The sequence below is a fragment of the Escherichia sp. WS3227_2 genome, assembly GCF_046486495.1.
Lineage (GTDB): Bacteria > Pseudomonadota > Gammaproteobacteria > Enterobacterales > Enterobacteriaceae > Escherichia > Escherichia coli.
In genome coordinates this window covers 86,155-111,706 of sequence record NZ_JBJQLG010000002.1, presented here as the reverse complement: position 1 = coordinate 111,706, position 25,552 = coordinate 86,155, and the positions used below count along the sequence as shown (strand labels likewise).

Below are 25,552 nucleotides of genomic sequence, written 5' to 3'. Positions count from 1 at the left end.
GCATAAAAATGTTTTAAATCGGGTTTTAATGGGCTCACAAGGAGGAAAATATGAGTCGTTCACAAAATTTACGCCACAATGTGATTAACCAGGTCATTGATGATATGGCGCGGGGTCATATCCCTTCCCCACTTCCATCGCAAAGTGCGCTGGCGGAAATGTACAACATCAGCCGCACTACAGTGCGTCATATTCTCAGCCACTTACGCGAATGCGGCGTCTTAACGCAGGTTGGAAACGACTATGTTATTGCGCGTAAACCTGACCATGATGACGGTTTCGCCTGTACTACCGCTTCAATGAGTGAACAAAACAAAGTGTTTGAGCAGGCTTTTTTCACGATGATAAACCAGCGCCAGTTACGCCCTGGGGAAACTTTTTCTGAACTGCAACTGGCTCGGGCCGCGGGTGTCAGCCCGGTTGTAGTAAGAGAATATCTTTTAAAATTCGGCCGTTATAATCTTATTCAAAGCGAAAAGCGCGGCCAGTGGAGCATGAAGCAATTCGATCAATCCTACGCTGAGCAGCTGTTTGAGCTACGCGAAATGCTCGAAACTCATTCACTTCAGCACTTTCTCAACCTGCCTGATCATGATCCTCGCTGGCTGCAGGCGAAAACCATGCTCGAACGTCATCGGCTACTGCGTGACAACATCGGCAATAGCTTTCGCATGTTCTCGCAACTTGACAGAGATTTTCACTCCTTACTGCTTTCAGCTGCCGACAATATCTTTTTTGATCAATCGCTTGAGATCATCTCAGTCATCTTTCATTTTCACTATCAATGGGACGAAAGCGATCTTAAACAGCGCAATATCATTGCCGTCGATGAACATATGACCATTCTCAGTGCTCTGATTTGCCGCAGTGACCTGGATGCCACCCTTGCGCTCCGTAACCATTTGAATTCAGCTAAACAATCAATGATTCGATCCATTAATGAGAACACGCGTTATGCTCATTAAGTACGGATTAAAAACAGCAAACTATTAGCGGGTGCACGGTTTTATCAAAAGATAAATACCGGGAAATTCCCGCTTACCTATGCTCACAATCAGTCGACTAAAAATGTTTTTGTGAGCGGTAGTAAAGTCCTAAAACTTTAACCTGCCGTTAATGTCAACCTTGCGTAATGCACAATTACGTAAACAATTAAAATTATAAATACAGGAGTCCGGCGTGGAAAAAGAAAATATCACCCTCGATCCGCGTTCTTCATTTACTCCATCTTCGTCGGCAGATATTCCCGTGCCACCAGATGGATTAGTTCAACGCAGCACCCGAATTAAACGCATTCAAACCACCGCCATGTTGTTATTATTTTTTGCGGCGGTAATCAATTATCTCGACCGCAGTTCGCTGTCGGTAGCAAATTTAACAATTCGTGAAGAATTGGGATTAAGTGCCACCGAAATCGGCGCTTTGCTCTCCGTGTTTTCACTCGCTTACGGCATTGCGCAACTTCCTTGCGGCCCACTATTGGATCGTAAAGGCCCACGCCTGATGCTGGGACTGGGGATGTTCTTCTGGTCACTGTTCCAGGCAATGTCTGGCATGGTTCACAGCTTTACGCAGTTCGTGTTGGTGCGTATCGGTATGGGGATTGGTGAAGCGCCGATGAACCCATGCGGTGTAAAAGTCATTAACGACTGGTTCAACATCAAAGAGCGCGGACGCCCGATGGGCTTCTTCAACGCAGCTTCTACCATTGGCGTTGCCGTAAGCCCACCGATTCTGGCGGCGATGATGCTGGTGATGGGCTGGCGCGGGATGTTTATTACCATTGGTGTACTGGGGATTTTTCTCGCCATCGGCTGGTATATGCTCTATCGCAACCGCGAGCACGTAGAACTGACTGCCGTTGAACAAGCTTATCTCAATGCAGGTAGCGTCAATGCCCGCCGAGATCCGCTCAGTTTTGCCGAATGGCGCAGCCTGTTCCGTAACCGCACAATGTGGGGAATGATGCTCGGATTCAGTGGCATCAACTACACTGCGTGGCTGTATCTGGCCTGGCTTCCTGGTTACCTGCAAACAGCCTATAACCTGGATTTAAAAAGCACAGGATTGATGGCTGCTATCCCTTTCCTGTTTGGGGCTGCCGGGATGCTGGTCAACGGTTACGTTACCGACTGGCTGGTCAAAGGGGGAATGGCTCCGATTAAAAGCCGTAAGATCTGCATTATTGCCGGGATGTTCTGTTCTGCCGCCTTTACGCTGGTCGTACCGCAAGCGACAACATCCATGACAGCGGTTCTGCTGATTGGCATGGCACTGTTTTGTATTCACTTTGCCGGAACATCCTGCTGGGGCTTGATCCACGTCGCAGTTGCTTCTCGCATGACGGCGTCGGTGGGCAGTATCCAGAACTTTGCCAGCTTCATCTGCGCCTCTTTCGCGCCGATCATTACTGGTTTTATTGTTGATACCACCCACTCATTCCGTCTGGCACTAATCATCTGCGGTTGCGTCACCGCAGCGGGGGCACTGGCGTACATCTTCCTGGTTCGTCAGCCGATCAACGACCCGCGTAAAGATTAAACTCCCTATGCCCGATAACATTTTGCTTATCGGGCATTTTTATGGCGATTAAAACGTTTCCCAGTTCTCCCCGCTATCTGCTACGGCCATTTTACGCGGCGCAGCTGGCGTCACGGTTTTTACCACAGCCGATGTTTCACGCTGATGTTGCTGCTGTTGCTGAATCCGGAACACTGCCACAGCTTCGGTCAGGCGACTGGCCTGCTCTTCCAGCGCGGCGGCGGCAGCGGCAGATTCTTCCACCAGCGCAGCGTTCTGTTGAGTTACCCGGTCCATCTCAGCGACCGCTAAGCCAACCTGATCGATACCACGGCTCTGCTCATCAGAAGCAGAAGCTATTTCGCCCATAATGTCCGTCACGCGGGTCACAGCACTGACAATCTCCGCCATTGTTTCCCCGGCGCTTTCGACCAGCGTAGAGCCAACATCCACTTTCCCCACCGAGTCTTCAATCAGGCTTTTAATTTCGCGAGCCGCCTGGGCGCTGCGCTGGGCCAGATTACGCACTTCGCCCGCGACCACCGCAAAACCGCGCCCTTGCTCACCCGCGCGCGCTGCTTCAACCGCCGCGTTCAAAGCCAGAATATTGGTCTGGAAGGCAATACCGTCAATTACGCTGATAATATCGGCGATTTTCTGCGAACTGGTGGAGATATCGCGCATAGTCTGCACCACGTTATCTACCACTTTGCCGCCGCGTTGCGCCGTTTCAGAAGCACTTAACGCCAGGTGGCTGGCCTGGCGCGCATTCTCGGCGTTCTGTTTCACCGTTGCGGTCAGTTGCTCCATGCTGGCTGCCGTCTCTTCCAGCGAAGCGGCCTGTTGCTCGGTGCGCGAAGAGAGATCGTTATTGCCGGTAGCGATTTCGCTGGCACCGCTATAAATGGCATTGGCCCCGTTGCGCACATCACCGACGGTACGCATCAGCTCTCCCTGCATATGGCGCAAACTCTCTGCCAGTTGCCCCATCTCATTAGAGCCATCCACCTCAATCGGTTTCACCAGATCGCCGCCTGCAATATGACGAATGCTGTCAATCAGGCGATTCATTGGCGCTACCAACGAGGCTTTAATACCGAACCAGACGGCGAAGATGACCGCCAGTACGACGATCATCACGCCCACCAGAATCCACATCGCCTGGCTGTAGGAGGCATTATTATCGCTGACGGCGATATCATAGAGCCGATCGTTTTGCTCCATGTAAGCCACATACTGCTTCTCGAAACCGTCCTGATATCCCTGGGTCGGCTGATCAAAGAACTCGTTGATTTTGCCTGCACCTAACAGTTGGATCAGCTCCGCCAGCGCATTGTGATAAATATCGTAATTACGTTTGATCTCTGCCGCTGCGGCGGTGCTCTGACGCGGGTCACGCGGCAACGCTTCGTAATCCGCCCAGTTTTTTTCCGCCTGTTTCAGCGAAATACTGGCACTCTGCATCAGCTCAGCAACGGTTGAACCGCTACCAATATTATTCTGATCCATCATGTAGCGGATACCCGCGCGGTTGAGGGTGTTACGCGTCTGCAACAACGCGACCCAGCTGCCATTCAGCGTGGATTGCTGCTGGCGAATGGTTTGTAAAACAGTGAAATTTTCTTTGTCATTCTTTAAGGCATTAAAGAACAGACCGCCTGATGTCAGTTGTAAAAGGCCAAAAACGGCCAAAACCAGCAGTAAGCTGGTCACAATTTTGATACGTTTTAACATGGTTTCTCTTTCCTGTGGACCGATGCAAGATTTTCGGCCTGGAAAGCAAAAACTTTATGAAAAGGTGTAACCCGCCATCCATGGAAAAACCAGATGCTGGTTATCAGATACTAAAAAGTTATTCATTATCGCCCGGAATGTCTTCTTGTCGGGAATTACCCAGAGCAATAAATTCCTCTAACAGATGGGTTAACTGTTGCATTTTCTCGGCAGTAAACTGAGCTTCAATCTGCCGATAGGCTTCTTCAATCTGTGTCTGAGCGCGGTTATACAGGGCCTGCCCCTCTTTGGTCAGCGAGATATAGAGCTTCCGCTGATCATTGATCGGCTTTAATCGCAACACTAAACCGTCGCGTTCCATCCGCGTGAGGATCCCGGTCAGGCTTGGGCGCAAAATGCAGGCGCGATACGCCAGATCGTGAAAATCCATTGATGGGCTTTCCGCCAGAATACGCACGATGCGCCACTGTTGCTCTGTCAAATTATGCCGTTTAACGATTGGGCGAAAATAACTCATCGCCGCTTCTCGCGCCTGGAGCAACGCAATGGTTAGTGAGTCGTGCATTATCTTCCCCCTGAAAAATTCAAAATCATTAATATAGAAACAGTTAATCATCACGTTACCGGGACTGCGCTGCCCCTGCAATTCTTCATTTTATCAAAATTGAGCATGTTTTGTTAACTTACTGATATTTAATATTTTATTATCTTTAAATGTAAATAGTTTGTTAATTAGATCACATTTACATCACTTACTTTTGCCAAACTACGCAATCGGGAATAAAAGTAATCATTAACATATTAATGATTAAGATGATCGAATCCGAGGAGTGGTAATGAAAGGCACTATCTTCGCCGTAGCGTTGAACCATCGCAGCCAACTTGATGCATGGCAGGAAGCGTTCCAGCAATCCCCCTACAAAGCCCCGCCTAAAACTGCGGTCTGGTTTATTAAACCGCGCAATACGGTGATTGGTTGCGGTGAACCGATTCCCTTTCCACAGGGTGAAAAGGTACTGAGCGGTGCGACTGTTGCGCTGATTGTGGGAAAAACGGCGACGAAAGTACGTGAAGAAGATGCAGCAGAGTACATCGCCGGATATGCGCTGGCTAACGACGTCAGCCTGCCGGAAGAGAGCTTTTACCGCCCGGCAATCAAAGCAAAATGTCGTGATGGATTCTGCCCCATTGGCGAAACCGTGGCTCTCAGCAATGTCGATAATCTGACCATCTATACCGAGATCAACGGACGTCCTGCCGATCACTGGAACACCGCCGATTTACAACGTAATGCCGCGCAGTTGCTGAGCGCTCTGAGCGAATTTGCCACGCTGAATCCAGGCGATGCCATTCTGCTCGGCACGCCACAGGCGCGCGTGGAAATACAGCCAGGCGATCGCGTTCGTGTTCTCGCTGAAGGTTTCCCGCCACTGGAAAATCCGGTAGTGGACGAACGTGAAGTGACCACGCGCAAGAGCTTCCCAACGCAGCCACACCCGCACGGCACGCTGTTTGCCCTCGGCCTGAACTACGCCGACCACGCCAGCGAACTGGAATTTAAGCCACCGGAAGAACCGCTGGTGTTCCTGAAAGCGCCGAATACCCTCACTGGCGATAACCAGACCTCCGTGCGCCCGAACAATATTGAGTATATGCACTACGAAGCGGAGCTGGTGGTGGTGATTGGCAAGCAGGCGCGTAACGTCAGCGAAGCCGATGCTATGGATTATGTCGCGGGCTACACCGTGTGTAACGACTACGCCATTCGCGACTATCTGGAAAACTACTACCGCCCTAACCTGCGGGTAAAAAGCCGCGACGGACTGACGCCGATGCTTTCAACCATCGTGCCGAAAGAGGCGATCCCGGACCCGCATAATCTGACCCTTCGCACCTTCGTCAACGGCGAGTTACGCCAGAAAGGCACCACCGCCGATCTGATCTTCAGCGTGCCCTTCCTGATCGCCTACTTAAGCGAATTTATGACCCTGAATCCGGGCGACATGATCGCCACCGGCACACCAAAAGGCTTATCTGACGTGGTGCCTGGCGATGAAGTAGTAGTGGAAGTAGAAGGCGTGGGCCGCCTGGTGAACCGAATTGTGAGTGAGGAAACAGCGAAATGAAAAAAGTAAATCATTGGATCAACGGCAAAAATGTTGCAGGTAACGACTACTTCCAGACCACCAATCCGGCAACGGGTGAAGTGCTGGCGGATGTGGCCTCTGGCGGTGAAGCGGAGATCAATCAGGCGGTAGCGGCAGCGAAAGAGGCGTTCCCGAAATGGGCCAATCTGCCGATGAAAGAGCGTGCGCGCCTGATGCGCCGTCTGGGCGATCTGATCGACCAGAACGTGCCTGAGATCGCCGCGATGGAAACCGCTGACACGGGCCTGCCAATCCATCAGACCAAAAATGTGTTGATCCCACGCGCTTCTCACAACTTTGAATTTTTCGCGGAAGTCTGCCAGCAGATGAACGGCAAGACCTATCCGGTTGACGACAAGATGCTCAACTACACGCTGGTGCAACCGGTAGGCGTTTGTGCGCTGGTATCGCCGTGGAACGTGCCGTTTATGACCGCCACATGGAAGGTCGCGCCGTGTCTGGCGCTGGGCAATACCGCGGTGTTGAAAATGTCGGAACTCTCCCCGCTGACCGCTGACCGCCTGGGTGAGCTGGCGCTGGAAGCCGGTATTCCGGCGGGCGTGCTGAACGTGGTACAGGGCTACGGCGCAACCGCAGGCGATGCGCTGGTTCGTCATCATGACGTACGTGCCGTGTCGTTCACCGGCGGTACGGCCACCGGGCGCAACATCATGAAAAACGCCGGGCTGAAAAAATACTCCATGGAACTGGGCGGTAAATCGCCGGTGCTGATTTTTGAAGATGCCGATATTGAACGCGCGCTGGACGCTGCCCTGTTCACCATCTTCTCGATCAACGGCGAGCGCTGCACCGCCGGTTCGCGCATCTTTATTCAGCAAAGCATCTACCCGGAATTCGTTAAACGCTTTGCCGAACGCGCCAACCGTCTGCGCGTGGGCGATCCGAACGATCCGAATACCCAGGTTGGGGCGCTTATCAGCCAGCAGCACTGGGAAAAAGTCTCTGGCTATATCCGTCTCGGCATTGAAGAAGGCGCAACCCTGCTGGCGGGCGGCCCGGATAAACCGTCTGACCTGCCTGCACATCTGAAAGGCGGCAACTTCCTGCGCCCAACCGTGCTGGCAGACGTAGATAACCGTATGCGCGTCGCCCAGGAAGAGATTTTCGGGCCGGTCGCCTGCCTGCTGCCGTTTAAAGACGAAGCCGAAGGCTTACGCCTGGCAAACGACGTGGAGTACGGCCTGGCATCGTACATCTGGACGCAGGATGTCAGCAAAGTGTTACGCCTGGCGCGTGGCATTGAAGCAGGCATGGTGTTCGTCAACACCCAGAACGTGCGCGACCTGCGCCAGCCGTTTGGCGGCGTAAAAGCCTCCGGCACCGGGCGTGAAGGCGGTGAGTACAGCTTCGAAGTGTTCGCGGAAATGAAGAACGTCTGCATTTCCATGGGCGACCATCCAATTCCGAAATGGGGAGTCTGATATGGGTAAGTTAGCGTTAGCCGCCAAGATCACGCACGTACCGTCGATGTATCTCTCTGAACTGCCAGGGAAAAACCACGGTTGCCGCCAGGGCGCGATCGACGGGCATAAAGAGATCAGCAAGCGTTGCCGGGAAATGGGCGTCGATACCATTATCGTTTTCGATACCCACTGGCTGGTCAACAGTGCTTATCACATCAACTGTGCAGACCATTTTGAAGGCGTCTACACCAGTAACGAGCTGCCGCATTTTATTCGTGACATGACCTACAACTACGAGGGCAACCCGGAGTTGGGGCAGCTTATTGCCGATGAAGCCTTAAAACTCGGCGTGCGGGCAAAAGCGCACAATATTCCCAGCCTGAAACTGGAATACGGCACGCTGGTGCCAATGCGCTACATGAATGAAGACAAGCACTTCAAAGTGGTCTCCATTTCGGCTTTCTGCACGGTTCACGATTTTGCCGACAGCCGCAAGCTGGGCGAAGCGATTCTGAAAGCGATCGAACAGTACGACGGTACCGTGGCGGTCCTTGCCAGCGGTTCGTTATCGCACCGCTTTATTGACGATCAGCGTGCAGAAGAAGGGATGAACAGCTACACCCGCGAGTTCGACCGCCAGATGGACGAGCGCGTGGTGAAGCTGTGGCGCGAAGGCCAGTTCAAAGAGTTCTGCAATATGCTGCCGGAGTACGCCGACTACTGCTACGGCGAAGGCAATATGCACGACACGGTGATGCTGCTGGGGATGCTCGGCTGGGATAAATACGACGGCAAGGTGGAGTTTATTACCGAGCTGTTCCCAAGCTCCGGTACTGGTCAGGTTAACGCTGTTTTCCCGCTTCCCGCGTAAGGAACCACCATGCCGCACTTTATCGTGGAATGTACTGAAAATATTCGTCAAGAAGCCCGCTTACCTGAGCTGTTTGCCAGTGTTAACACCGCACTGGCGGCGACGGGGATTTTTCCGCTTGGGGGAATACGTAGCCGGGCACACTGGATCGATACCTGGCAAATGGCTGATGGCAAGCACGATTACGCCTTTGTGCATATGACGCTAAAAATCGGCAGCGGGCGCAGTCTGGAAAGCCGTCAGAAAGTGGGCGAAATGCTGTTTGATCTGATTAAAACGCACTTCGCCTCACTGATGGAGAGCCGTTACCTGGCGCTTTCATTTGAGATTGCAGAGCTGCACCCGACGTTGAATTTCAAACAGAACAACGTACACGCGTTGTTTAAATAAATTTGCACCAGCTTCCAGGCCGGATGATAAGGCGCAGCCGCATCCGGCAATGCCACAGGATATCGCCATGTTCGATAAACACACCCACACCCTGATCGCCCAGCGTCTGGATCAGGCAGAAAAACAGCGTGAACAGATCCGCGCGATCTCGCTGGATTACCCGGAGATCACCATCGAAGATGCCTACGCCGTACAGCGCGAATGGGTCCGCCTGAAAATTGCCGAAGGCCGTACGCTGAAAGGCCACAAAATCGGCCTGACCTCGAAAGCGATGCAGGCCAGCTCGCAAATCAGCGAGCCGGATTATGGTGCCCTGCTGGATGACATGTTCTTCCACGATGGCAGCGATATCCCGACCGATCGCTTTATCGTGCCGCGCATTGAAGTGGAGCTGGCTTTCGTGCTGGCAAAACCGCTGCGTGGGCCAAACTGCACGCTGTTCGACGTCTACAACGCCACGGACTATGTGATCCCGGCGCTGGAGCTGATCGACGCTCGCTGCCACAACATCGATCCGGAAACCCAGCGCCCGCGTAAAGTGTTCGACACCATTTCTGATAACGCCGCCAATGCCGGGGTGATCCTCGGTGGTCGTCCCATTAAGCCCGATGAGTTGGATCTACGTTGGATCTCCGCCCTGATGTATCGCAATGGCGTGATTGAAGAAACCGGCGTCGCCGCTGGCGTGCTGAATCACCCGGCAAACGGCGTGGCCTGGCTGGCGAACAAACTCGCACCGTATGACGTACAACTGGAAGCCGGGCAAATCATTCTCGGCGGTTCGTTTACCCGCCCGGTTCCGGCGCGTAAGGGCGACACCTTCCACGTCGATTACGGCAACATGGGCTCCATTAGCTGCCGCTTTGTTTAAGGAGAGAACGATGGAAAACAGTTTTAAAGCGGCGCTGAAAGCAGGCCGCCCGCAGATCGGATTATGGCTGGGGCTAAGTAGCAGCTACAGCGCAGAGTTACTGGCCGGAGCAGGATTCGACTGGTTATTGATCGACGGTGAGCACGCGCCGAATAACGTGCAAACTGTGCTCACCCAGCTACAGGCGATTGCGCCCTACCCCAGCCAGCCGGTAGTACGTCCGTCGTGGAACGATCCGGTGCAAATCAAACAACTGCTGGACGTCGGCACACAAACCTTACTGGTGCCGATGGTACAAAACGCCGACGAAGCCCGTGAAGCGGTACGCGCCACCCGTTATCCCCCCGCCGGTATTCGCGGTGTGGGCAGTGCGCTGGCTCGCGCCTCGCGCTGGAATCGCATTCCTGATTACCTGCAAAAAGCCAACGATCAAATGTGCGTGCTGGTGCAGATCGAAACGCGTGAGGCAATGAAGAACTTACCGCAGATTCTGGACGTGGAAGGGGTCGACGGCGTGTTTATCGGCCCGGCGGATCTGAGCGCCGATATGGGTTATGCCGGTAATCCACAGCACCCGGAAGTACAGGTCGCCATTGAGCAGGCGATCGTGCAGATCCGCGAAGCGGGCAAAGCGCCGGGGATCCTGATCGCCAATGAGCAACTGGCAAAACGCTATCTGGAACTGGGCGCGCTGTTTGTCGCCGTCGGCGTTGACACCACCCTGCTCGCCCGCGCCGCCGAAGCGTTGGCAGCACGGTTTGGCGCGCAGGCCACGACCGTTAAGCCCGGCGTGTATTAATGCTGAATGCGCTTATCCGGCTTACAGCAGTACCAAACTGTAGCCGGATAAGGCGTTTACGCCGCATCCGCCATAAACCTTGTCGTACCCTACAAAAATCCCATTAGAGGAAGAAAAATGAGCGACACCTCACCTGCCATACCGGAGAGTATCGATCCGGCGAATCAGCATAAAGCGCTGACTACCGGACAACAGGCGGTTATTAAGAAGCTGTTTCGCCGCCTGATCGTCTTTCTGTTCGTGCTGTTTATCTTCTCGTTCCTTGATCGCATCAACATCGGCTTTGCCGGACTCACGATGGGACGCGACCTCGGTCTGAGCGCCACCATGTTTGGCCTCGCCACCACCCTGTTCTACGCCGCTTATGTCATCTTCGGCATTCCCAGCAACATTATGCTGAGTATTGTCGGTGCACGGCGCTGGATCGCCACCATCATGGTGCTTTGGGGCATCGCCTCTACTGCTACCATGTTTGCCACTGGCCCCACCAGCTTGTACGTACTGCGTATACTGGTTGGCATTACCGAAGCCGGCTTTCTGCCTGGCATTCTGCTGTATTTAACCTTCTGGTTTCCGGCCTATTTCCGCGCCCGTGCCAACGCCTTGTTTATGGTGGCAATGCCGGTAACGACAGCGCTGGGCTCTATCGTTTCCGGCTACATTTTGTCGCTGGATGGCGTAATGGCATTAAAAGGCTGGCAGTGGCTGTTTTTGCTGGAAGGCTTCCCGTCGGTATTACTCGGCGTCATGGTGTGGTTCTGGCTTGATGACTCACCGGACAAAGCTAAGTGGCTGACGAAAGAAGACAAAAAATGCCTGCAAGAGATGATGGATAACGATCGTCTGACGCTGGTTCAGCCTGAGGGAGCCATCAGCCACCATGCCATGCAACAACGCAGCATGTGGCGGGAGATCTTCACTCCGGTGGTGATGATGTATACCCTGGCGTATTTCTGCCTGACCAACACACTTAGTGCGATCAGCATCTGGACACCGCAGATCCTGCAAAGCTTTAATCAGGGCAGCAGTAATATCACCATCGGCCTGCTGGCCGCCGTACCGCAGATTTGTACCATTCTCGGGATGATCTACTGGAGCCGTCACTCAGATCGCCGCCAGGAACGAAGGCATCACACCGCCCTTCCTTATTTGTTCGCTGCCGCTGGTTGGTTACTGGCTTCGGCAACTGATCACAACATGCTCCAGATGCTGGGGATCATTATGGCTTCGACCGGATCATTCAGCGCAATGGCGATTTTCTGGACAACACCGGATCAGTCCATCAGCCTGCGGGCAAGAGCGATCGGTATTGCGGTGATCAACGCCACAGGCAACATTGGTTCAGCGTTAAGTCCGTTTATGATCGGCTGGTTGAAAGATCTGACCGGCAGCTTTAACAGTGGATTGTGGTTTGTTGCCGCGCTGCTGGTGATTGGTGCGGGGATTATCTGGGCGATTCCAATGCAGTCCTCCCGTCCGCGAGCGACCCCGTAAGGAACGACGATGTGTGACCGTCAGATTGCCAATATTGATATCAGCAAAGAGTACGATGAAAGCCTGGGCACGGACGATGTGCATTATCAGTCATTCGCCCGCATGGCGGCATTTTTTGGCCGCCATATGCTGCCACATCGCCACGAACAGTACTTTCAGATGCATTTCCTCAATAGCGGACAGATTGAGCTACAGCTTGACGATCATCGCTACTCGGTGGAAGCGCCCCTGTTTGTCCTGACGCCGCCGTCAGTACCTCATGCGTTTATTACGGAGTCTGACGCCGACGGTCATGTGTTGACGGTACGGGAAGATCTGATCTGGCCCCTGCTGGAAGTTCTTTATCCGGGCACTCGGGAAACCTTCGGCCTGCCGGGGATTTGCCTGTCACTGGCAGATAAACCCGACGAACTGGCGGCGCTGGAACACTATTGGCAACTGATAGAGCGGGAATCGGTGGAACAACTGCCTGGACGGGAACACACCCTGACGTTACTGGCACAGGCAGTGTTCACCCTACTGCTGCGTAACGCAAAACTCGACGACCATGCCGCCAGCGGAATGCGCGGAGAATTAAAACTGTTCCAGCGTTTTAATATGCTGATTGAAAGCCATTTTCATCAGCACTGGACAGTACCGGATTACGCTAACGAACTGCATATCACCGAATCACGCCTCACGGACATCTGCCGCCGCTTTGCCAACCGTCCGCCAAAACGGTTGATTTTCGACAGGCAGCTACGAGAAGCCAAGCGGCTGCTGCTGTTTTCTGATAACGCCGTGAACAATATTGCCTGGCAACTCGGTTTTAAGGATCCGGCTTATTTTGCGCGCTTTTTTAATCGTTTAGTCGGTTGCTCGCCCAGTGCTTATCGTGCCAAAAAAGTACCTGTGACGTGAAAATCCCTTAGCCTTAACGGGAAACCAGGCACCACCTGCTATTCCCCTTTCTCCGCCTGGAGCAAGGGGATTTAGTAACGTTAAAAATCGCGAAAAGCGACCTCGATCACAAAACCGTACCCGACCTGAAAAGTACCAGCCATTGTCCCAAAAGTGTCTTCCCGTAATCGCCCCTGCAAGCTTCAATTGAATAACAAAAACAAAACACAAAATTAACAATCGTATTCCGATTAATACTGTAGAGGTCGACATGAAACCAGAAGATTTCCGCGCCAGTACCCAACGTCCGTTCACCGGGGAAGAGTATCTGAAAAGCCTGCAGGATGGTCGCGAGATCTATATCTATGGCGAGCGAGTGAAAGACGTCACCACTCATCCGGCATTTCGTAATGCGGCAGCGTCTGTTGCCCAACTGTACGACGCGCTGCACAAACCGGAGATGCAGGACTCTCTGTGTTGGAACACCGACACCGGCAGCGGCGGCTATACCCATAAATTCTTCCGCGTGGCGAAAAGTGCCGACGACCTGCGCCAGCAACGCGACGCCATCGCTGAGTGGTCACGCCTGAGCTATGGCTGGATGGGCCGCACCCCAGACTACAAAGCCGCTTTCGGTTGCGCACTGGGCGCGAATCCGGGCTTTTACGGTCAGTTCGAGCAGAACGCCCGTAACTGGTACACCCGTATTCAGGAAACTGGCCTCTACTTTAACCACGCGATTGTTAACCCACCGATCGATCGTCATTTGCCGACCGATAAAGTAAAAGACGTTTACATCAAGCTGGAAAAAGAGACTGACGCCGGGATTATCGTCAGCGGTGCGAAAGTGGTTGCCACCAACTCGGCGCTGACTCACTACAACATGATTGGCTTCGGCTCGGCACAAGTGATGGGCGAAAACCCGGACTTCGCACTGATGTTCGTTGCGCCAATGGATGCCGATGGCGTGAAATTAATCTCCCGCGCCTCTTATGAGATGGTCGCGGGTGCTACCGGCTCGCCGTACGACTACCCGCTCTCCAGCCGCTTCGATGAGAACGATGCGATTCTGGTGATGGATAACGTACTGATCCCGTGGGAAAACGTGTTGATCTACCGCGATTTCGATCGCTGCCGTCGCTGGACGATGGAAGGCGGTTTCGCCCGTATGTATCCGCTGCAAGCCTGTGTGCGCCTGGCAGTGAAACTCGATTTCATCACGGCACTGCTGAAAAAATCACTTGAATGTACCGGCACCCTGGAGTTCCGGGGCGTGCAGGCCGATCTCGGTGAAGTGGTGGCGTGGCGCAACACCTTCTGGGCATTGAGTGACTCGATGTGCTCAGAAGCGACGCCGTGGGTCAACGGGGCTTATTTACCGGATCATGCCGCACTGCAAACCTATCGCGTACTGGCACCAATGGCCTACGCGAAGATCAAAAACATTATCGAACGCAACGTTACCAGTGGCCTGATCTATCTTCCTTCCAGTGCCCGTGACCTGAACAATCCGCAGATCGACCAGTATCTGGCGAAGTATGTGCGCGGTTCGAATGGTATGGATCACGTCCAGCGCATCAAGATCCTCAAACTGATGTGGGATGCTATTGGCAGCGAATTTGGTGGTCGTCACGAACTGTATGAAATCAACTACTCCGGTAGCCAGGATGAGATTCGCCTGCAGTGTCTGCGCCAGGCACAAAGCTCCGGCAATATGGACAAGATGATGGCGATGGTTGATCGCTGCCTGTCGGAATACGACCAGAACGGCTGGACTGTGCCGCACCTGCACAACAACGACGATATCAACATGCTGGATAAGCTGCTGAAATAACGCAGCAGGAGGTTAAGATGCAATTAGATGAACAACGCCTGCGCTTTCGTGACGCGATGGCCAGCCTGTCGGCAGCGGTAAATATTATCACCACCGAGGGCGACGCCGGACAATGCGGGATTACGGCAACGGCCGTCTGCTCGGTCACGGATACACCACCGTCGCTGATGGTGTGCATTAACGCCAACAGTGCGATGAACCCGGTTTTTCAGGGCAACGGCAAGTTGTGCGTCAACGTCCTCAACCATGAGCAGGAACTGATGGCACGCCACTTCGCGGGCATGACAGGCATGGCGATGGAAGAGCGTTTTAGCCTCTCATGCTGGCAAAAAGGTCCGCTGGCGCAGCCGGTGCTAAAAGGTTCGCTAGCCAGTCTTGAAGGTGAGATCCGCGATGTGCAGGCAATTGGCACACATCTGGTGTATCTGGTGGAGATTAAAAACATCATCCTCAGTGCAGAAGGTCACGGACTTATCTACTTTAAACGCCGTTTCCATCCGGTGATGCTGGAAATGGAAGCTGCGATTTAAGCTCCAGCCCCTTCACGCATTCGTCGAAGGGGCATTTTTATTGTGATCTCAATCACATATCCACCCGATGAATAATTCTTGCCCAACCGCTCACCGCCATTCCTGACCGCTTACATCCCTAAAATAACCACTCAGTTATTTACCTTACTTTACGCGCGCGTATCTCTGGCAACATCACTGCAGGATAGCGGTCAATTTACCTCCTCAAACGCAACGCAAACCTAGAACGGCTTCGGCCTATGATTAACAAATTACTCTATGGATTTTGGTTTGCAGGAAGGCAGCAAGTGAGTGAATCCCCGGGAGCTTACAACAGTAAGTGACAGAGGTGAACGAACGCAGCTGCCGCACCTGTAAGCCAAAAGACGACGAGTAAAATGCCAGGTTTTACTATGGATACGAAAAAACTATTCAAGCACATACCCTGGGTGATTCTCGGAATCATCGGTGCATTCTGCCTCGCGGTAGTTGCATTACGTCGGGGGGAGCACGTCAGCGCCCTGTGGATCGTGGTCGCCTCTGTGTCGGTGTATCTGGTGGCGTATCGCTACTACAGTCTGTACATCGCCCAGAAGGTGATGAAACTCGACCCCACGCGCGCGACGCCTGCGGTTATTAACAACGACGGTCTGAACTACGTTCCGACCAACCGTTACGTGTTGTTTGGTCACCACTTCGCCGCTATCGCCGGTGCTGGTCCGCTGGTGGGTCCGGTGCTCGCCGCGCAGATGGGCTACCTGCCTGGCACGCTGTGGCTGCTGGCGGGGGTAGTACTGGCCGGTGCGGTTCAGGACTTTATGGTGCTGTTTATCTCCTCTCGCCGTAACGGCGCATCTCTCGGTGAGATGATCAAAGAAGAGATGGGACCAGTACCGGGGACTATCGCGCTGTTTGGCTGTTTCTTAATCATGATCATCATCCTCGCCGTTCTGGCGCTGATTGTGGTTAAAGCCCTGGCCGAAAGTCCGTGGGGTGTCTTCACCGTTTGCTCAACCGTACCAATTGCGCTGTTTATGGGTATCTACATGCGCTTTATCCGTCCGGGGCGTGTGGGTGAAGTCTCTGTCATTGGTATCGTGCTGCTGGTTGCCTCTATCTACTTCGGTGGCGTGATTGCTCACGATCCGTACTGGGGTCCGGCACTGACCTTTAAAGACACCACCATTACCTTCGCGCTGATTGGCTATGCGTTTGTTTCCGCACTGCTGCCGGTGTGGCTGATCCTCGCACCGCGCGACTATCTGGCAACCTTCCTGAAAATCGGTGTTATCGTCGGCCTGGCGCTGGGTATCGTGGTGCTGAACCCGGAACTGAAAATGCCTGCGATGACCCAGTACATTGACGGTACTGGCCCGCTGTGGAAAGGCGCTCTGTTCCCGTTCCTGTTCATCACCATCGCCTGTGGTGCGGTATCTGGCTTCCACGCACTGATCTCTTCCGGTACGACGCCGAAACTGCTGGCTAACGAAACCGACGCGCGTTTCATTGGCTACGGCGCAATGCTGATGGAGTCCTTCGTGGCGATTATGGCGCTGGTTGCAGCGTCCATCATCGAACCGGGTCTTTACTTCGCGATGAACACCCCGCCTGCGGGCCTTGGCATCACCATGCCTAACCTGCATGAAATGGGTGGCGAGAACGCGCCGATCATCATGGCGCAGTTGAAAGACGTTACCGCACACGCGGCGGCGACCGTCAGCTCCTGGGGCTTCGTGATTTCGCCAGAGCAGATCCTGCAAACCGCGAAAGACATTGGTGAGCCTTCTGTCCTGAACCGTGCAGGTGGTGCGCCGACACTGGCGGTAGGTATCGCTCACGTGTTCCACAAAGTGCTGCCGATGGCTGACATGGGCTTCTGGTATCACTTCGGTATTCTGTTCGAAGCCCTGTTCATCCTGACCGCGCTGGATGCCGGTACCCGTTCTGGCCGCTTTATGCTGCAAGACCTGCTGGGTAACTTCATCCCGTTCCTGAAAAAAACCGACTCTCTGGTTGCTGGTATCATCGGTACTGCGGGCTGTGTGGGTCTGTGGGGCTACCTGCTGTATCAGGGCGTGGTCGATCCGCTGGGCGGCGTTAAGAGCCTGTGGCCGCTGTTCGGTATCTCCAACCAGATGCTGGCAGCCGTGGCGCTGGTACTGGGTACCGTTGTGCTGATTAAGATGAAGCGCACCCAATACATCTGGGTAACTGTTGTTCCGGCTGTATGGCTGCTTATCTGCACCACCTGGGCGCTGGGCCTGAAACTGTTCAGCACCAACCCGCAGATGGAAGGCTTCTTCTACATGGCAAGCCAGTACAAAGAGAAGATTGCTAACGGTACTGACCTGACGGCGCAGCAGATTGCCAACATGAACCACATCATTGTGAACAACTACACCAACGCAGGTCTGAGTATTCTGTTCCTGATTGTGGTGTACAGCATCATCTTCTACGGTTTCAAAACCTGGCTGAAGGTGCGTAACAGCGACAAACGTACTGACAAAGAAACACCGTACGTTCCAATCCCGGAAGGCGGCGTGAAGATCTCTTCGCACCACTAACCGTGTTTAGCCCCGCTTCGGCGGGGCTTTGTTCTTATCAGAGTGAACTATGTTTGGTAACTTAGGACAGGCAAAAAAATATCTCGGCCAGGCGGCGAAGATGTTGATTGGCATTCCAGACTACGACAACTACGTCGAGCATATGAAGACCAACCATCCCGACAAGCCGTACATGAGCTATGAAGAATTCTTCCGCGAACGCCAGAACGCGCGCTACGGCGGCGATGGTAAAGGCGGTATGCGCTGTTGTTAATGGAGAGAGCATGAACCCGATTGCAGTTACCCTACTCACCGGTTTTTTAGGCGCGGGCAAAACCACCCTGCTGCGCCATATTCTTAACGAACAACACGGCTACAAGATTGCCGTGATTGAAAACGAATTCGGCGAAGTCTCCGTTGATGATCAATTGATTGGTGATCGCGCCACGCAGATCAAAACGCTGACCAACGGCTGCATCTGCTGTTCGCGCTCCAACGAGCTGGAAGACGCACTACTCGACCTGCTGGACAATCTCGACAAGGGCAATATTCAGTTCGACCGTCTGGTCATTGAATGCACCGGCATGGCCGATCCCGGCCCGATTATTCAGACCTTTTTCTCCCATGAGATTTTATGCCAGCGCTACCTGCTGGACGGCGTGATTGCGCTGGTGGATGCGGTACATGCCGATGAGCAGATGAACCAGTTCACCATCGCCCAGTCCCAGGTGGGCTACGCTGACCGTATTCTGCTGACTAAAACCGACGTCGCAGGCGAAGCAGAAAAACTGCGTGAACGCCTGGCACGCATCAACGCCCGCGCGCCGGTCTACACCGTCACTCACGGCGACATCGACCTGGCCCTGCTGTTCAATACCAACGGTTTTATGCTGGAAGAGAACGTCGTCAGTACCAAACCGCGTTTCCACTTTATCGCGGATAAACAAAACGATATTTCGTCGATTGTGGTGGAACTGGATTACCCGGTAGATATCAGCGAAGTTTCCCGCGTGATGGAAAACCTGCTGCTGGAATCGGCGGATAAACTGCTGCGTTACAAAGGGATGCTGTGGATTGACGGCGAACCTAACCGCCTGCTGTTCCAGGGCGTCCAGCGCCTCTACAGCGCCGACTGGGACCGCCCGTGGGGCGATGAAAAACCGCATAGCACAATGGTGTTTATCGGGATTCAGTTGCCGGAGGAAGAGATTCGGGCAGCGTTTGCGGGACTCAAAAAGTAACCAGCCCTCCAACATCACAATACCTGAGACTTTATCACCCTCATATTCCTCCAGAATATGAGGGCTTTCGGGCTTAATTATCTCTGAACGTGCAACACTTCCTGCGACTCCTTATGCGCCTCCACATCCTGCTTCGTTAACCAGAGCGACTTACGACCAAAATTTTCGTACATTTTCAGCTGATCTTCATAGTGCTTATCAACTGTTCCATCGGGAGCAATAAACCCACTCTGACCGGGTGCGACCACATCCCAGGCAAGCACCGGACGATCGCTTGTCGTTGGTGAGAAAACAATCATATCGTTTTCTGTTCCACGGTTTTGATACTCCGCCTGATGACGCGTTTCTTCCGCTGCGGCCTGCGGTACACCAAAGAAATTATTTGCCCGGAACGTTAAGGCCATTGCAGGTGTTTTCCAGTTACTCACATTATTGCCATAGCGTTTGGAAAGAGTCTCCCAGGTATCTTCCAGCGCAGCCAACACAACCTCCTGCTGTGGTTTCCCAGCAAACAGATCAACCGCCTGTGGGATTGGTGATTTGTCTCCCTGCACCGCCTCATACAAAATTTTTGCTCCAACACTTATATTCAGCGAACCAGTTGGGCCGTCCTGGGTTGTTTCGTAGCCACTGGCGCTGTACCACTTATCAAATGGCATAGGTACGGCAGCCACTACGGTACGCTTCAACATACTGGTCAGCCAAACGTTCAGGATGGCAGAGCCTGGCTGCTGCCATGTTTTACCATCATCATTAAGCAAATTGATGCCATCCCAACGTGTTAATGTATCCACCAACTGACGGCGCGGATCGCTCTGTGTCAAACCAGATGTCGCTGCTTGCAGAGTAGGTAAAAAAAGCCTCAGGTTAAGATCCTGACGACTGGTTTGGCGAATAACATCCCATGCCTGATCAGCAGTTAAGCGTGGCTTTTGCTCAAGCAGTCGGTCGATCTCCGTAACGCGATCTGCCCCCCCCCACAAAAAGGCAAACAGATCCGAAGCGGGATAATCTTTTTGGGGAGAATTGTTCCAGTTAGCAATATATCCCGACAGGGGGTTATACACCTTAGGGTTCATTTCAAAAGGCAATAGCCCTTTCCAGTCCCATTTTCCCGTACCAGGAACGGGTAATCGCGGATCATGGCCTGATTGACGATCTGGATAAGCACCAGTATGAACATAACCAATATTGCCGTTTACATCAGCATAGTACCAGTTGATGGTCAGTGCTTGTTTCGCTGCCTGCTGTGTCCACTCCTGCCAATTTTTGGCCTTCATCTGATGAGTCCAGGCCAGCAAAGACGCCACCTCTTTACCATCCCATGCGCGGGATTTAGCGTAAGCCGTTTGTGTCGTCTGGTCAGTTTGGAGAATGTTGCCATGCACCGTACGCCAGACAGTAAAGGTCTCTGCCTGACCATTTTTCACCGTAATGGTTTCCTCACGGCTTAACATTTTCACCCACTTACCATTATGCAAGTAGTAGCCTGGTTTCTCTGCCGACAGCCGTTCAGCAAAAATATCGACATCATCGCCGAAACCTGCCGTTGATCCCCAGGAAATCACACCATTATGACCAAAAACCAGCCCAGGATAGGCAAATGGTGTATTGCCAGTGACATCATAACCAGCACCGTGCAGACCAATACCATAAGTATACGCAGGCGCATACCAGCCAAACTGCGGACCATTTACCATGATTGCTTTCGCATCCTGGGCTTTGCTTTTGCCGATCACCCACATATTGCTGGTCGTTGGATACCCCGCCAGACCATTGGCACCACCCTGTGCAAATTGTGCAGCAATAGTTTCCCGGTTCTTCCCTGCTGTTAACGCCAGCAGTGCGCCATCCGCCCCTTTTGCTGGTCGGTCAAGCATTGGTGCAGGTAAATCGTAGCGTGGCAACAGAGCTGCTGTTTGCGAGTTTTGCTGATTAAATTTAAGTGGGTAGCTACTCTCTTGTACGGCAATAGTGGTTGGCGCTGATGGGTTTACCAGCCATTTCAACTGATTAAATACCGCCATGCCTTGTGATACACCATATTTATCTTTTAAAGCCGTTAGCAGTGCCAGATTATCAATTTCGCTAGTGCTATCAGAGAAGCGGTTTGCCATGGTGCCCACAAATATCATCGCGACATCAAACGGTTCCCAGCGCTTAGGAGTAAAGCCAAATGTATTAAACTGTTTTGGTAAGAGCGTCTCTGGATTGGTATTTACCTTATCAATCCAGGCATTCATTCCATCAGCGTAGCCTTGCAGAATGGACATATCCTCTGGGGAAAGGGCAGCAATTTGCGCCCGGATAGCATCCGGCCAGTAGTTACGACGGATATCTTTATCAAATTTCACAAAATCTTTGCCAAGCACTTCCGCGACAGTCCCTTGAGTACTGCGACGTGCCATTTCCATCTGAAAAAGGCGATCTTGTGCTACTACATAGCCATAGCCATAAAATAGGTGCCATGTATCATTGGCATAAATATGCGGCATGCCGTATTCATCGCGAACAATCTTTATCTCACTTGACGACTGCTCAGCCAGTGCAGGTAAGCTCCAATAATACATCAGGGAAGCAGTAACACAGTTCACGATCATACGATTTCTATTTTTCATTGTATCCTCTGGCAGGTGTATAATTAGCGAATTGATACTAGCAACGAAGCTTCGGTTATCTATTTGCAGAGAATTGTTTCATTATGAACTGTGAGCGCGATAACTAATTTTTGATACAAAAATTTCATTAATGTGATCTAAAACGAATCGCTTTATTCACCGCTGATGATTTTGTTCTATTCCTTTTCCATTTTGTGACAGCCCCCCGGACGCATAGATGATGACCCCCAGTGAGACAGCTCAGGTCATTATCTGTATGTAAATCAGAAAAATATGTTGTAAACGACTTTTATGGTTGGATTTTGTAGCAATTTTGAATGCAGACAGGCAGCATTTGCCAACACGCCGCCCATAGTTCACTCCACATCCTCCCTGCGTAACCCAATATCCCTCAACCGCTCATCACTCATCTGCTGTAACACCCGCCGGGCCTGCATTTGCCGCCGCCAACGCCTCACTGCCTGCCAGAGTTGCACAAGTCCAATAAACGGTGCTTTAGCTTTGTTTTCGTGAAATTCCATCTGCTGCCTCCTCATCTTTCAGAGGCTTCATCATCCGCCTTCTGGCAGTTCACAATACAGATGCAAATATTAGTTTTATTTAACATACAGACAGGTTAAAACAGCATCTGCATCCGGTTTTTTAGCCTCATCTGTACCGGTTTTTCTCTCTGTATGGTCCAAATAAGGAACACAGCATGACGCGTTATCAACATCTGGCGACTCTACTTGCCGAGCGGATTGAGCAAGGGCTGTATCGTCACGGGGAGAAATTGCCGTCGGTGCGCAGCTTAAGTCAGGAGCACGGCGTCAGCATCAGCACCGTGCAGCAGGCGTACCAGACGCTGGAGACGATGAAGCTCATCACTCCGCAGCCGCGTTCGGGTTATTTTGTCGCACAACGTAAAGCCCAGCCGCCAGTACCGCCGATGACGCGTCCGGTGCAGCGCCCGGTGGAAATTACCCAGTGGGATCAGGTGCTGGATATGCTGGAGGCGCATAGCGACAGTTCCATTGTTCCGTTAAGTAAAAGCACGCCGGATGTCGAAACGCCCAGCCTGAAACCGCTGTGGCGGGAGCTAAGCCGGGTGGTGCAGCATAATCTGCAAACCGTTCTCGGTTATGACTTGTTAGCCGGTCAGCGAGTGTTGCGAGAGCAGATTGCCCGCCTGATGCTCGACAGCGGCTCGGTGGTCACCGCCGATGACATCATCATTACCAGCGGCTGCCATAACTCGATGTCGCTGGCGTTAATGGCGGTGTGTAAACCGGGCGATATTGTCGCGGTCGAATCCCCCTGTTATTACGGTTCGATGCAGATGCTGCGTGGCATGGGCGTGAAAGTGATTGAAATCCCAACCGATCCAGAAACAGGCATCAGCGTTGAAGCGCTGGAACTGGCGCTGGAACAGTGGCCGATTAAAGGCATCATTCTGGTGCCAAACTGTAATAATCCGCTGGGATTTATTATGCCGGACGCGCGCAAACGGGCCGTTCTCTCTCTCGCTCAGCGTCATGATATTGTGATTTTTGAAGATGATGTCTACGGCGAACTGGCAACGGAGTATCCGCGCCCGCGGACCATTCATTCCTGGGATATCGACGGGCGAGTGCTGCTGTGCAGCTCGTTCAGTAAAAGCATTGCACCTGGCCTGCGCGTGGGTTGGGTCGCACCGGGGCGTTATCACGATAAACTGATGCATATGAAATACGCCATCAGCAGCTTTAATGTGCCGTCCACGCAAATGGCGGCGGCAACGTTTGTGCTGGAAGGTCACTATCATCGCCATATCCGGCGGATGCGGCAGATCTATCAGCGCAATCTGGCACTTTATACCTGCTGGATACGGGAATATTTTCCCTGCGAAATCTGTATTACGCGCCCGAAAGGCGGATTTTTACTGTGGATAGAATTGCCTGAACAGGTCGATATGGTCTGCGTCGCGCGGCAGCTGTGCCGCATGAAAATCCAGGTGGCAGCAGGCTCGATTTTCTCAGCTTCCGGCAAATACCGTAATTGTCTGCGCATCAACTGCGCTTTGCCGCTCAGCGAAACCTATCGCGAAGCACTGAAGCAAATTGGCGAAGCCGTGTATCGGGCAATGGAATGAATTCAAAATAGTGGCGAGCCCCCTGATTTCCTCTCACGAATAGCGTGTGACTCGTTTTATCTTTGCAGGGTCATCTCCACGTTCCAGCATGGCTTAGGCAAAATGCGCTTCGTTCATGCCGGATGCCATGTGAACGCCTTACCAGGTCTACAAAATTTTTAAAGTTCAATATATTAAATGGGTTATGTAGACCTGATAAGCGTAGCGCATCAGGCTGCTTTGCGTTTGTCATCAGTCTCTGATTAGTACTCGATCCAAGGATCGCGCTTGCTTTCAGGCAAGGGCTGCTCTAATGCCTGCATTTGCTCTGCCGAGAGTCCGGTATATCGTTGTATCCATTCAGGATCTGCCCCATTCTGCAACAACAATCGGAGGAGGCTCCGTTCCCCTTCTACTTTCCCTTCTTTCCTCCCCCTCTCCCTTCCCAACAGCCATCCATCATTATGAATTCGCTCTGCAATCGTCATTATTCGCTCCCTTTGTTGTGGCATTCGACTGGTTAGTTCGCTGATAAACTCTTTAAAACGCGCTTCATCGCCAGTCAGTAAAATGTAATTTAACAGCGCAGTTATCTGGCTGTCATTAGCACACTCTGTAACCAGTAATAGTACCAGTTGGTCGATAAGCCCCATCAGATCGCGCTGGCGAATATGCTTTTGGATCAACTCCAACAGGGCGACTCTGCGATGCTGCACAATCTCGTCGTCTGGCACGACAGTGACATCCACCAGCGGGAACGCGGCGTTATAAACTTTCCGTGCGGTAGCCGGGTCGGCAAATTCGTCCAGCCAGCACAGGGACCAGGGATAAGGACTGCGGCTACCGTGATAAAACAGCATCGGGATGACCAGCGGTAGCGGCCGGCGTTTATCATGCTCGATATGGCGCTGCATCACCGCCATGGAATAGCGCATCAGGCGAAAGGCCATATGAATATCCTCACGGCTCTGATGTTCAATCACCACATAGATATAGCCATCACCTTCACGGGTCTCTACCGACCACAGAATATCGGAGTGTAGCGCCCGCAATTTTTCATCGACGAAGCTGGCGGATTCCAGTTTTAAGCTGTCGAGATCGCACAATTCACGTAAATCTATTGGTAAGTGGATCTCCATAAAATCCCGCGCGGTGTCAGGGTGGGTGAGAAAGGATTTAAATAATGCGTCATGCGGCGTACTGGTCGTGAAGTTTGTCATGGCGATCCGTCACCTGTTGATAAGATGGCCCGACTTTAGCGACTAACAAAACCATTCTCACCCGGCAATTTCCCATTCCCCGAGGTGCTTTCCAGGCTATTTTTATTCTTCTGCAAACGATACATTTTTTCGGAAACAGGCTCGCATTTTACATTTCCTGTACCCGGCAGATATTCCCCTTTCCACCGCACTCTTTTGATTAACCGCAAATTTTAATTACACTTAAGGTGTATATTTTCTATGCAACCCATCAATTCAAGAGGTGTAATGTGCTGATGACTATTTGTAATCGTTATACATTCTGACCTGGAGTCAGAAGGTATTTTTCTGTCTGTGTGTTCACAGGCAGTGTGGTTGATTACATGAAAT

The 25,552-nt window shown here is 52.5% G+C and carries 21 protein-coding genes; 16 read left to right on the top strand and 5 right to left on the bottom strand.

Going from position 1 to position 25,552, the window contains the following annotated elements:
- The first annotated feature begins 50 nt into the window (after positions 1–50).
- Both ACJHXB_RS03935 and ACJHXB_RS03930 read left to right on the top strand, forming a co-directional pair.
- A complete protein-coding gene (locus ACJHXB_RS03935) occupies positions 51–965 on the top strand; it encodes a GntR family transcriptional regulator (RefSeq protein ID WP_000091572.1) in 915 nt (304 codons plus the stop codon).
- A gap of 214 nt (positions 966–1,179) precedes the next feature.
- Positions 1,180–2,541 (top strand): MFS transporter, encoded by a 1,362-nt coding sequence (locus ACJHXB_RS03930; protein ID WP_000410144.1) that lies wholly within the window; start codon positions 1,180–1,182, stop codon positions 2,539–2,541.
- A 48-nt stretch (positions 2,542–2,589) separates the two neighbouring features.
- Here the strand turns inward: ACJHXB_RS03930 and tsr are convergent, their stop codons facing one another.
- Complete coding sequence (gene tsr, locus ACJHXB_RS03925; RefSeq protein WP_000919560.1) at positions 2,590–4,254, bottom strand: methyl-accepting chemotaxis protein; 1,665 nt, start codon at positions 4,252–4,254, stop codon at positions 2,590–2,592.
- A 118-nt stretch (positions 4,255–4,372) separates the two neighbouring features.
- Complete coding sequence (gene hpaR / locus ACJHXB_RS03920; RefSeq protein WP_000543916.1) at positions 4,373–4,819, bottom strand: homoprotocatechuate degradation operon regulator HpaR; 447 nt, start codon at positions 4,817–4,819, stop codon at positions 4,373–4,375.
- A 271-nt stretch (positions 4,820–5,090) separates the two neighbouring features.
- On the opposite strand from hpaR, the gene hpaG reads away from it, so the two are divergent.
- The 13 genes from hpaG to yjiA all read left to right on the top strand — a co-directional run bounded on the left by hpaG (position 5,091) and on the right by yjiA (position 19,256).
- On the top strand, positions 5,091–6,380 hold the full coding sequence (gene hpaG, locus ACJHXB_RS03915) for a 4-hydroxyphenylacetate degradation bifunctional isomerase/decarboxylase (protein ID WP_000679087.1): 1,290 nt from the start codon (positions 5,091–5,093) through the stop codon (positions 6,378–6,380).
- On the top strand, positions 6,377–7,843 hold the full coding sequence (hpaE, locus tag ACJHXB_RS03910) for a 5-carboxymethyl-2-hydroxymuconate semialdehyde dehydrogenase (protein WP_000757512.1): 1,467 nt from the start codon (positions 6,377–6,379) through the stop codon (positions 7,841–7,843). Before hpaG ends, hpaE begins: the two co-directional genes overlap by 4 nt.
- Position 7,844: 1 nt before the next feature.
- Positions 7,845–8,696: a 3,4-dihydroxyphenylacetate 2,3-dioxygenase gene (gene hpaD, locus ACJHXB_RS03905; protein WP_000516990.1), complete on the top strand. Its 852-nt coding sequence runs from the start codon at positions 7,845–7,847 to the stop codon at positions 8,694–8,696.
- A gap of 9 nt (positions 8,697–8,705) precedes the next feature.
- Positions 8,706–9,086 (top strand): 5-carboxymethyl-2-hydroxymuconate Delta-isomerase, encoded by a 381-nt coding sequence (locus tag ACJHXB_RS03900; RefSeq protein ID WP_001119875.1) that lies wholly within the window; start codon positions 8,706–8,708, stop codon positions 9,084–9,086.
- Between the two features lie 67 nt (positions 9,087–9,153).
- Positions 9,154–9,957, top strand: coding sequence for a 2-oxo-hept-4-ene-1,7-dioate hydratase (hpaH, locus tag ACJHXB_RS03895; protein WP_000459750.1), 804 nt, complete (start codon positions 9,154–9,156; stop codon positions 9,955–9,957).
- 10 nt (positions 9,958–9,967) lie between these two features.
- Positions 9,968–10,756 carry a 4-hydroxy-2-oxoheptanedioate aldolase gene (gene hpaI, locus ACJHXB_RS03890; protein ID WP_000431707.1) on the top strand — a complete coding sequence of 263 codons (789 nt, stop codon included), beginning with the start codon at positions 9,968–9,970 and terminating at the stop codon, positions 10,754–10,756.
- A gap of 117 nt (positions 10,757–10,873) precedes the next feature.
- A complete protein-coding gene (hpaX, locus tag ACJHXB_RS03885) occupies positions 10,874–12,250 on the top strand; it encodes a 4-hydroxyphenylacetate permease (RefSeq protein WP_001285783.1) in 1,377 nt (458 codons plus the stop codon).
- A gap of 9 nt (positions 12,251–12,259) precedes the next feature.
- Entirely contained in the window at positions 12,260–13,150 is an 891-nt protein-coding gene (hpaA, locus tag ACJHXB_RS03880) for a 4-hydroxyphenylacetate catabolism regulatory protein HpaA (protein ID WP_000332891.1), read from the top strand.
- Positions 13,151–13,400: 250 nt separating this feature from the next.
- Positions 13,401–14,963: a 4-hydroxyphenylacetate 3-monooxygenase, oxygenase component gene (hpaB, locus tag ACJHXB_RS03875; protein ID WP_000801473.1), complete on the top strand. Its 1,563-nt coding sequence runs from the start codon at positions 13,401–13,403 to the stop codon at positions 14,961–14,963.
- A 17-nt stretch (positions 14,964–14,980) separates the two neighbouring features.
- On the top strand, positions 14,981–15,493 hold the full coding sequence (locus tag ACJHXB_RS03870) for a 4-hydroxyphenylacetate 3-monooxygenase reductase subunit (protein WP_001175455.1): 513 nt from the start codon (positions 14,981–14,983) through the stop codon (positions 15,491–15,493).
- 392 nt (positions 15,494–15,885) lie between these two features.
- On the top strand, positions 15,886–18,036 hold the full coding sequence (btsT, locus tag ACJHXB_RS03865; RefSeq protein WP_001407309.1) for a pyruvate/proton symporter BtsT: 2,151 nt from the start codon (positions 15,886–15,888) through the stop codon (positions 18,034–18,036).
- A gap of 49 nt (positions 18,037–18,085) precedes the next feature.
- The gene (locus ACJHXB_RS03860) at positions 18,086–18,289 is read left to right on the top strand and encodes a YbdD/YjiX family protein (RefSeq protein WP_000467859.1); all 204 of its coding nucleotides are present in this window, start codon (positions 18,086–18,088) and stop codon (positions 18,287–18,289) included.
- 10 nt (positions 18,290–18,299) lie between these two features.
- Positions 18,300–19,256 (top strand): GTPase, encoded by a 957-nt coding sequence (gene yjiA / locus ACJHXB_RS03855; RefSeq protein WP_001407308.1) that lies wholly within the window; start codon positions 18,300–18,302, stop codon positions 19,254–19,256.
- Between the two features lie 77 nt (positions 19,257–19,333).
- Here the strand turns inward: yjiA and ACJHXB_RS03850 are convergent, their stop codons facing one another.
- The gene (locus tag ACJHXB_RS03850; RefSeq protein WP_000797402.1) at positions 19,334–21,874 is read right to left on the bottom strand and encodes a penicillin G acylase; all 2,541 of its coding nucleotides are present in this window, start codon (positions 21,872–21,874) and stop codon (positions 19,334–19,336) included.
- Positions 21,875–22,230: 356 nt separating this feature from the next.
- Complete coding sequence (locus tag ACJHXB_RS03845) at positions 22,231–22,395, bottom strand: DUF1127 domain-containing protein (RefSeq protein WP_000394263.1); 165 nt, start codon at positions 22,393–22,395, stop codon at positions 22,231–22,233.
- A gap of 176 nt (positions 22,396–22,571) precedes the next feature.
- On the opposite strand from ACJHXB_RS03845, the gene ACJHXB_RS03840 reads away from it, so the two are divergent.
- The gene (locus ACJHXB_RS03840) at positions 22,572–23,984 is read left to right on the top strand and encodes a PLP-dependent aminotransferase family protein (RefSeq protein WP_000199308.1); all 1,413 of its coding nucleotides are present in this window, start codon (positions 22,572–22,574) and stop codon (positions 23,982–23,984) included.
- Between the two features lie 242 nt (positions 23,985–24,226).
- Here the strand turns inward: ACJHXB_RS03840 and ACJHXB_RS03835 are convergent, their stop codons facing one another.
- On the bottom strand, positions 24,227–25,183 hold the full coding sequence (locus ACJHXB_RS03835; protein ID WP_000181151.1) for an Rpn family recombination-promoting nuclease/putative transposase: 957 nt from the start codon (positions 25,181–25,183) through the stop codon (positions 24,227–24,229).
- Positions 25,184–25,552 lie beyond the last annotated feature (369 nt).

What these genes read in the sequence shown, in the direction of transcription:
- btsT (WP_001407309.1), top strand. Translation starts at nt 15,886, where the DNA reads ATGGATACGAAAAAACTATTCAAGCACATACCCTGGGTGATTCTCGGA.
- yjiA (WP_001407308.1), top strand. Translation starts at nt 18,300, where the DNA reads ATGAACCCGATTGCAGTTACCCTACTCACCGGTTTTTTAGGCGCGGGC.
- hpaE (WP_000757512.1), top strand. Translation starts at nt 6,377, where the DNA reads ATGAAAAAAGTAAATCATTGGATCAACGGCAAAAATGTTGCAGGTAAC.
- hpaX (WP_001285783.1), top strand. Translation starts at nt 10,874, where the DNA reads ATGAGCGACACCTCACCTGCCATACCGGAGAGTATCGATCCGGCGAAT.
- hpaA (WP_000332891.1), top strand. Translation starts at nt 12,260, where the DNA reads ATGTGTGACCGTCAGATTGCCAATATTGATATCAGCAAAGAGTACGAT.
- tsr (WP_000919560.1), bottom strand. Translation starts at nt 4,254, where the DNA reads ATGTTAAAACGTATCAAAATTGTGACCAGCTTACTGCTGGTTTTGGCC.
- hpaI (WP_000431707.1), top strand. Translation starts at nt 9,968, where the DNA reads ATGGAAAACAGTTTTAAAGCGGCGCTGAAAGCAGGCCGCCCGCAGATC.
- hpaD (WP_000516990.1), top strand. Translation starts at nt 7,845, where the DNA reads ATGGGTAAGTTAGCGTTAGCCGCCAAGATCACGCACGTACCGTCGATG.
- ACJHXB_RS03935 (WP_000091572.1), top strand. Translation starts at nt 51, where the DNA reads ATGAGTCGTTCACAAAATTTACGCCACAATGTGATTAACCAGGTCATT.
- ACJHXB_RS03860 (WP_000467859.1), top strand. Translation starts at nt 18,086, where the DNA reads ATGTTTGGTAACTTAGGACAGGCAAAAAAATATCTCGGCCAGGCGGCG.
- ACJHXB_RS03850 (WP_000797402.1), bottom strand. Translation starts at nt 21,874, where the DNA reads ATGAAAAATAGAAATCGTATGATCGTGAACTGTGTTACTGCTTCCCTG.
- ACJHXB_RS03870 (WP_001175455.1), top strand. Translation starts at nt 14,981, where the DNA reads ATGCAATTAGATGAACAACGCCTGCGCTTTCGTGACGCGATGGCCAGC.
- hpaB (WP_000801473.1), top strand. Translation starts at nt 13,401, where the DNA reads ATGAAACCAGAAGATTTCCGCGCCAGTACCCAACGTCCGTTCACCGGG.
- ACJHXB_RS03845 (WP_000394263.1), bottom strand. Translation starts at nt 22,395, where the DNA reads ATGGAATTTCACGAAAACAAAGCTAAAGCACCGTTTATTGGACTTGTG.
- hpaG (WP_000679087.1), top strand. Translation starts at nt 5,091, where the DNA reads ATGAAAGGCACTATCTTCGCCGTAGCGTTGAACCATCGCAGCCAACTT.
- ACJHXB_RS03840 (WP_000199308.1), top strand. Translation starts at nt 22,572, where the DNA reads ATGACGCGTTATCAACATCTGGCGACTCTACTTGCCGAGCGGATTGAG.
- ACJHXB_RS03900 (WP_001119875.1), top strand. Translation starts at nt 8,706, where the DNA reads ATGCCGCACTTTATCGTGGAATGTACTGAAAATATTCGTCAAGAAGCC.
- ACJHXB_RS03835 (WP_000181151.1), bottom strand. Translation starts at nt 25,183, where the DNA reads ATGACAAACTTCACGACCAGTACGCCGCATGACGCATTATTTAAATCC.
- hpaR (WP_000543916.1), bottom strand. Translation starts at nt 4,819, where the DNA reads ATGCACGACTCACTAACCATTGCGTTGCTCCAGGCGCGAGAAGCGGCG.
- hpaH (WP_000459750.1), top strand. Translation starts at nt 9,154, where the DNA reads ATGTTCGATAAACACACCCACACCCTGATCGCCCAGCGTCTGGATCAG.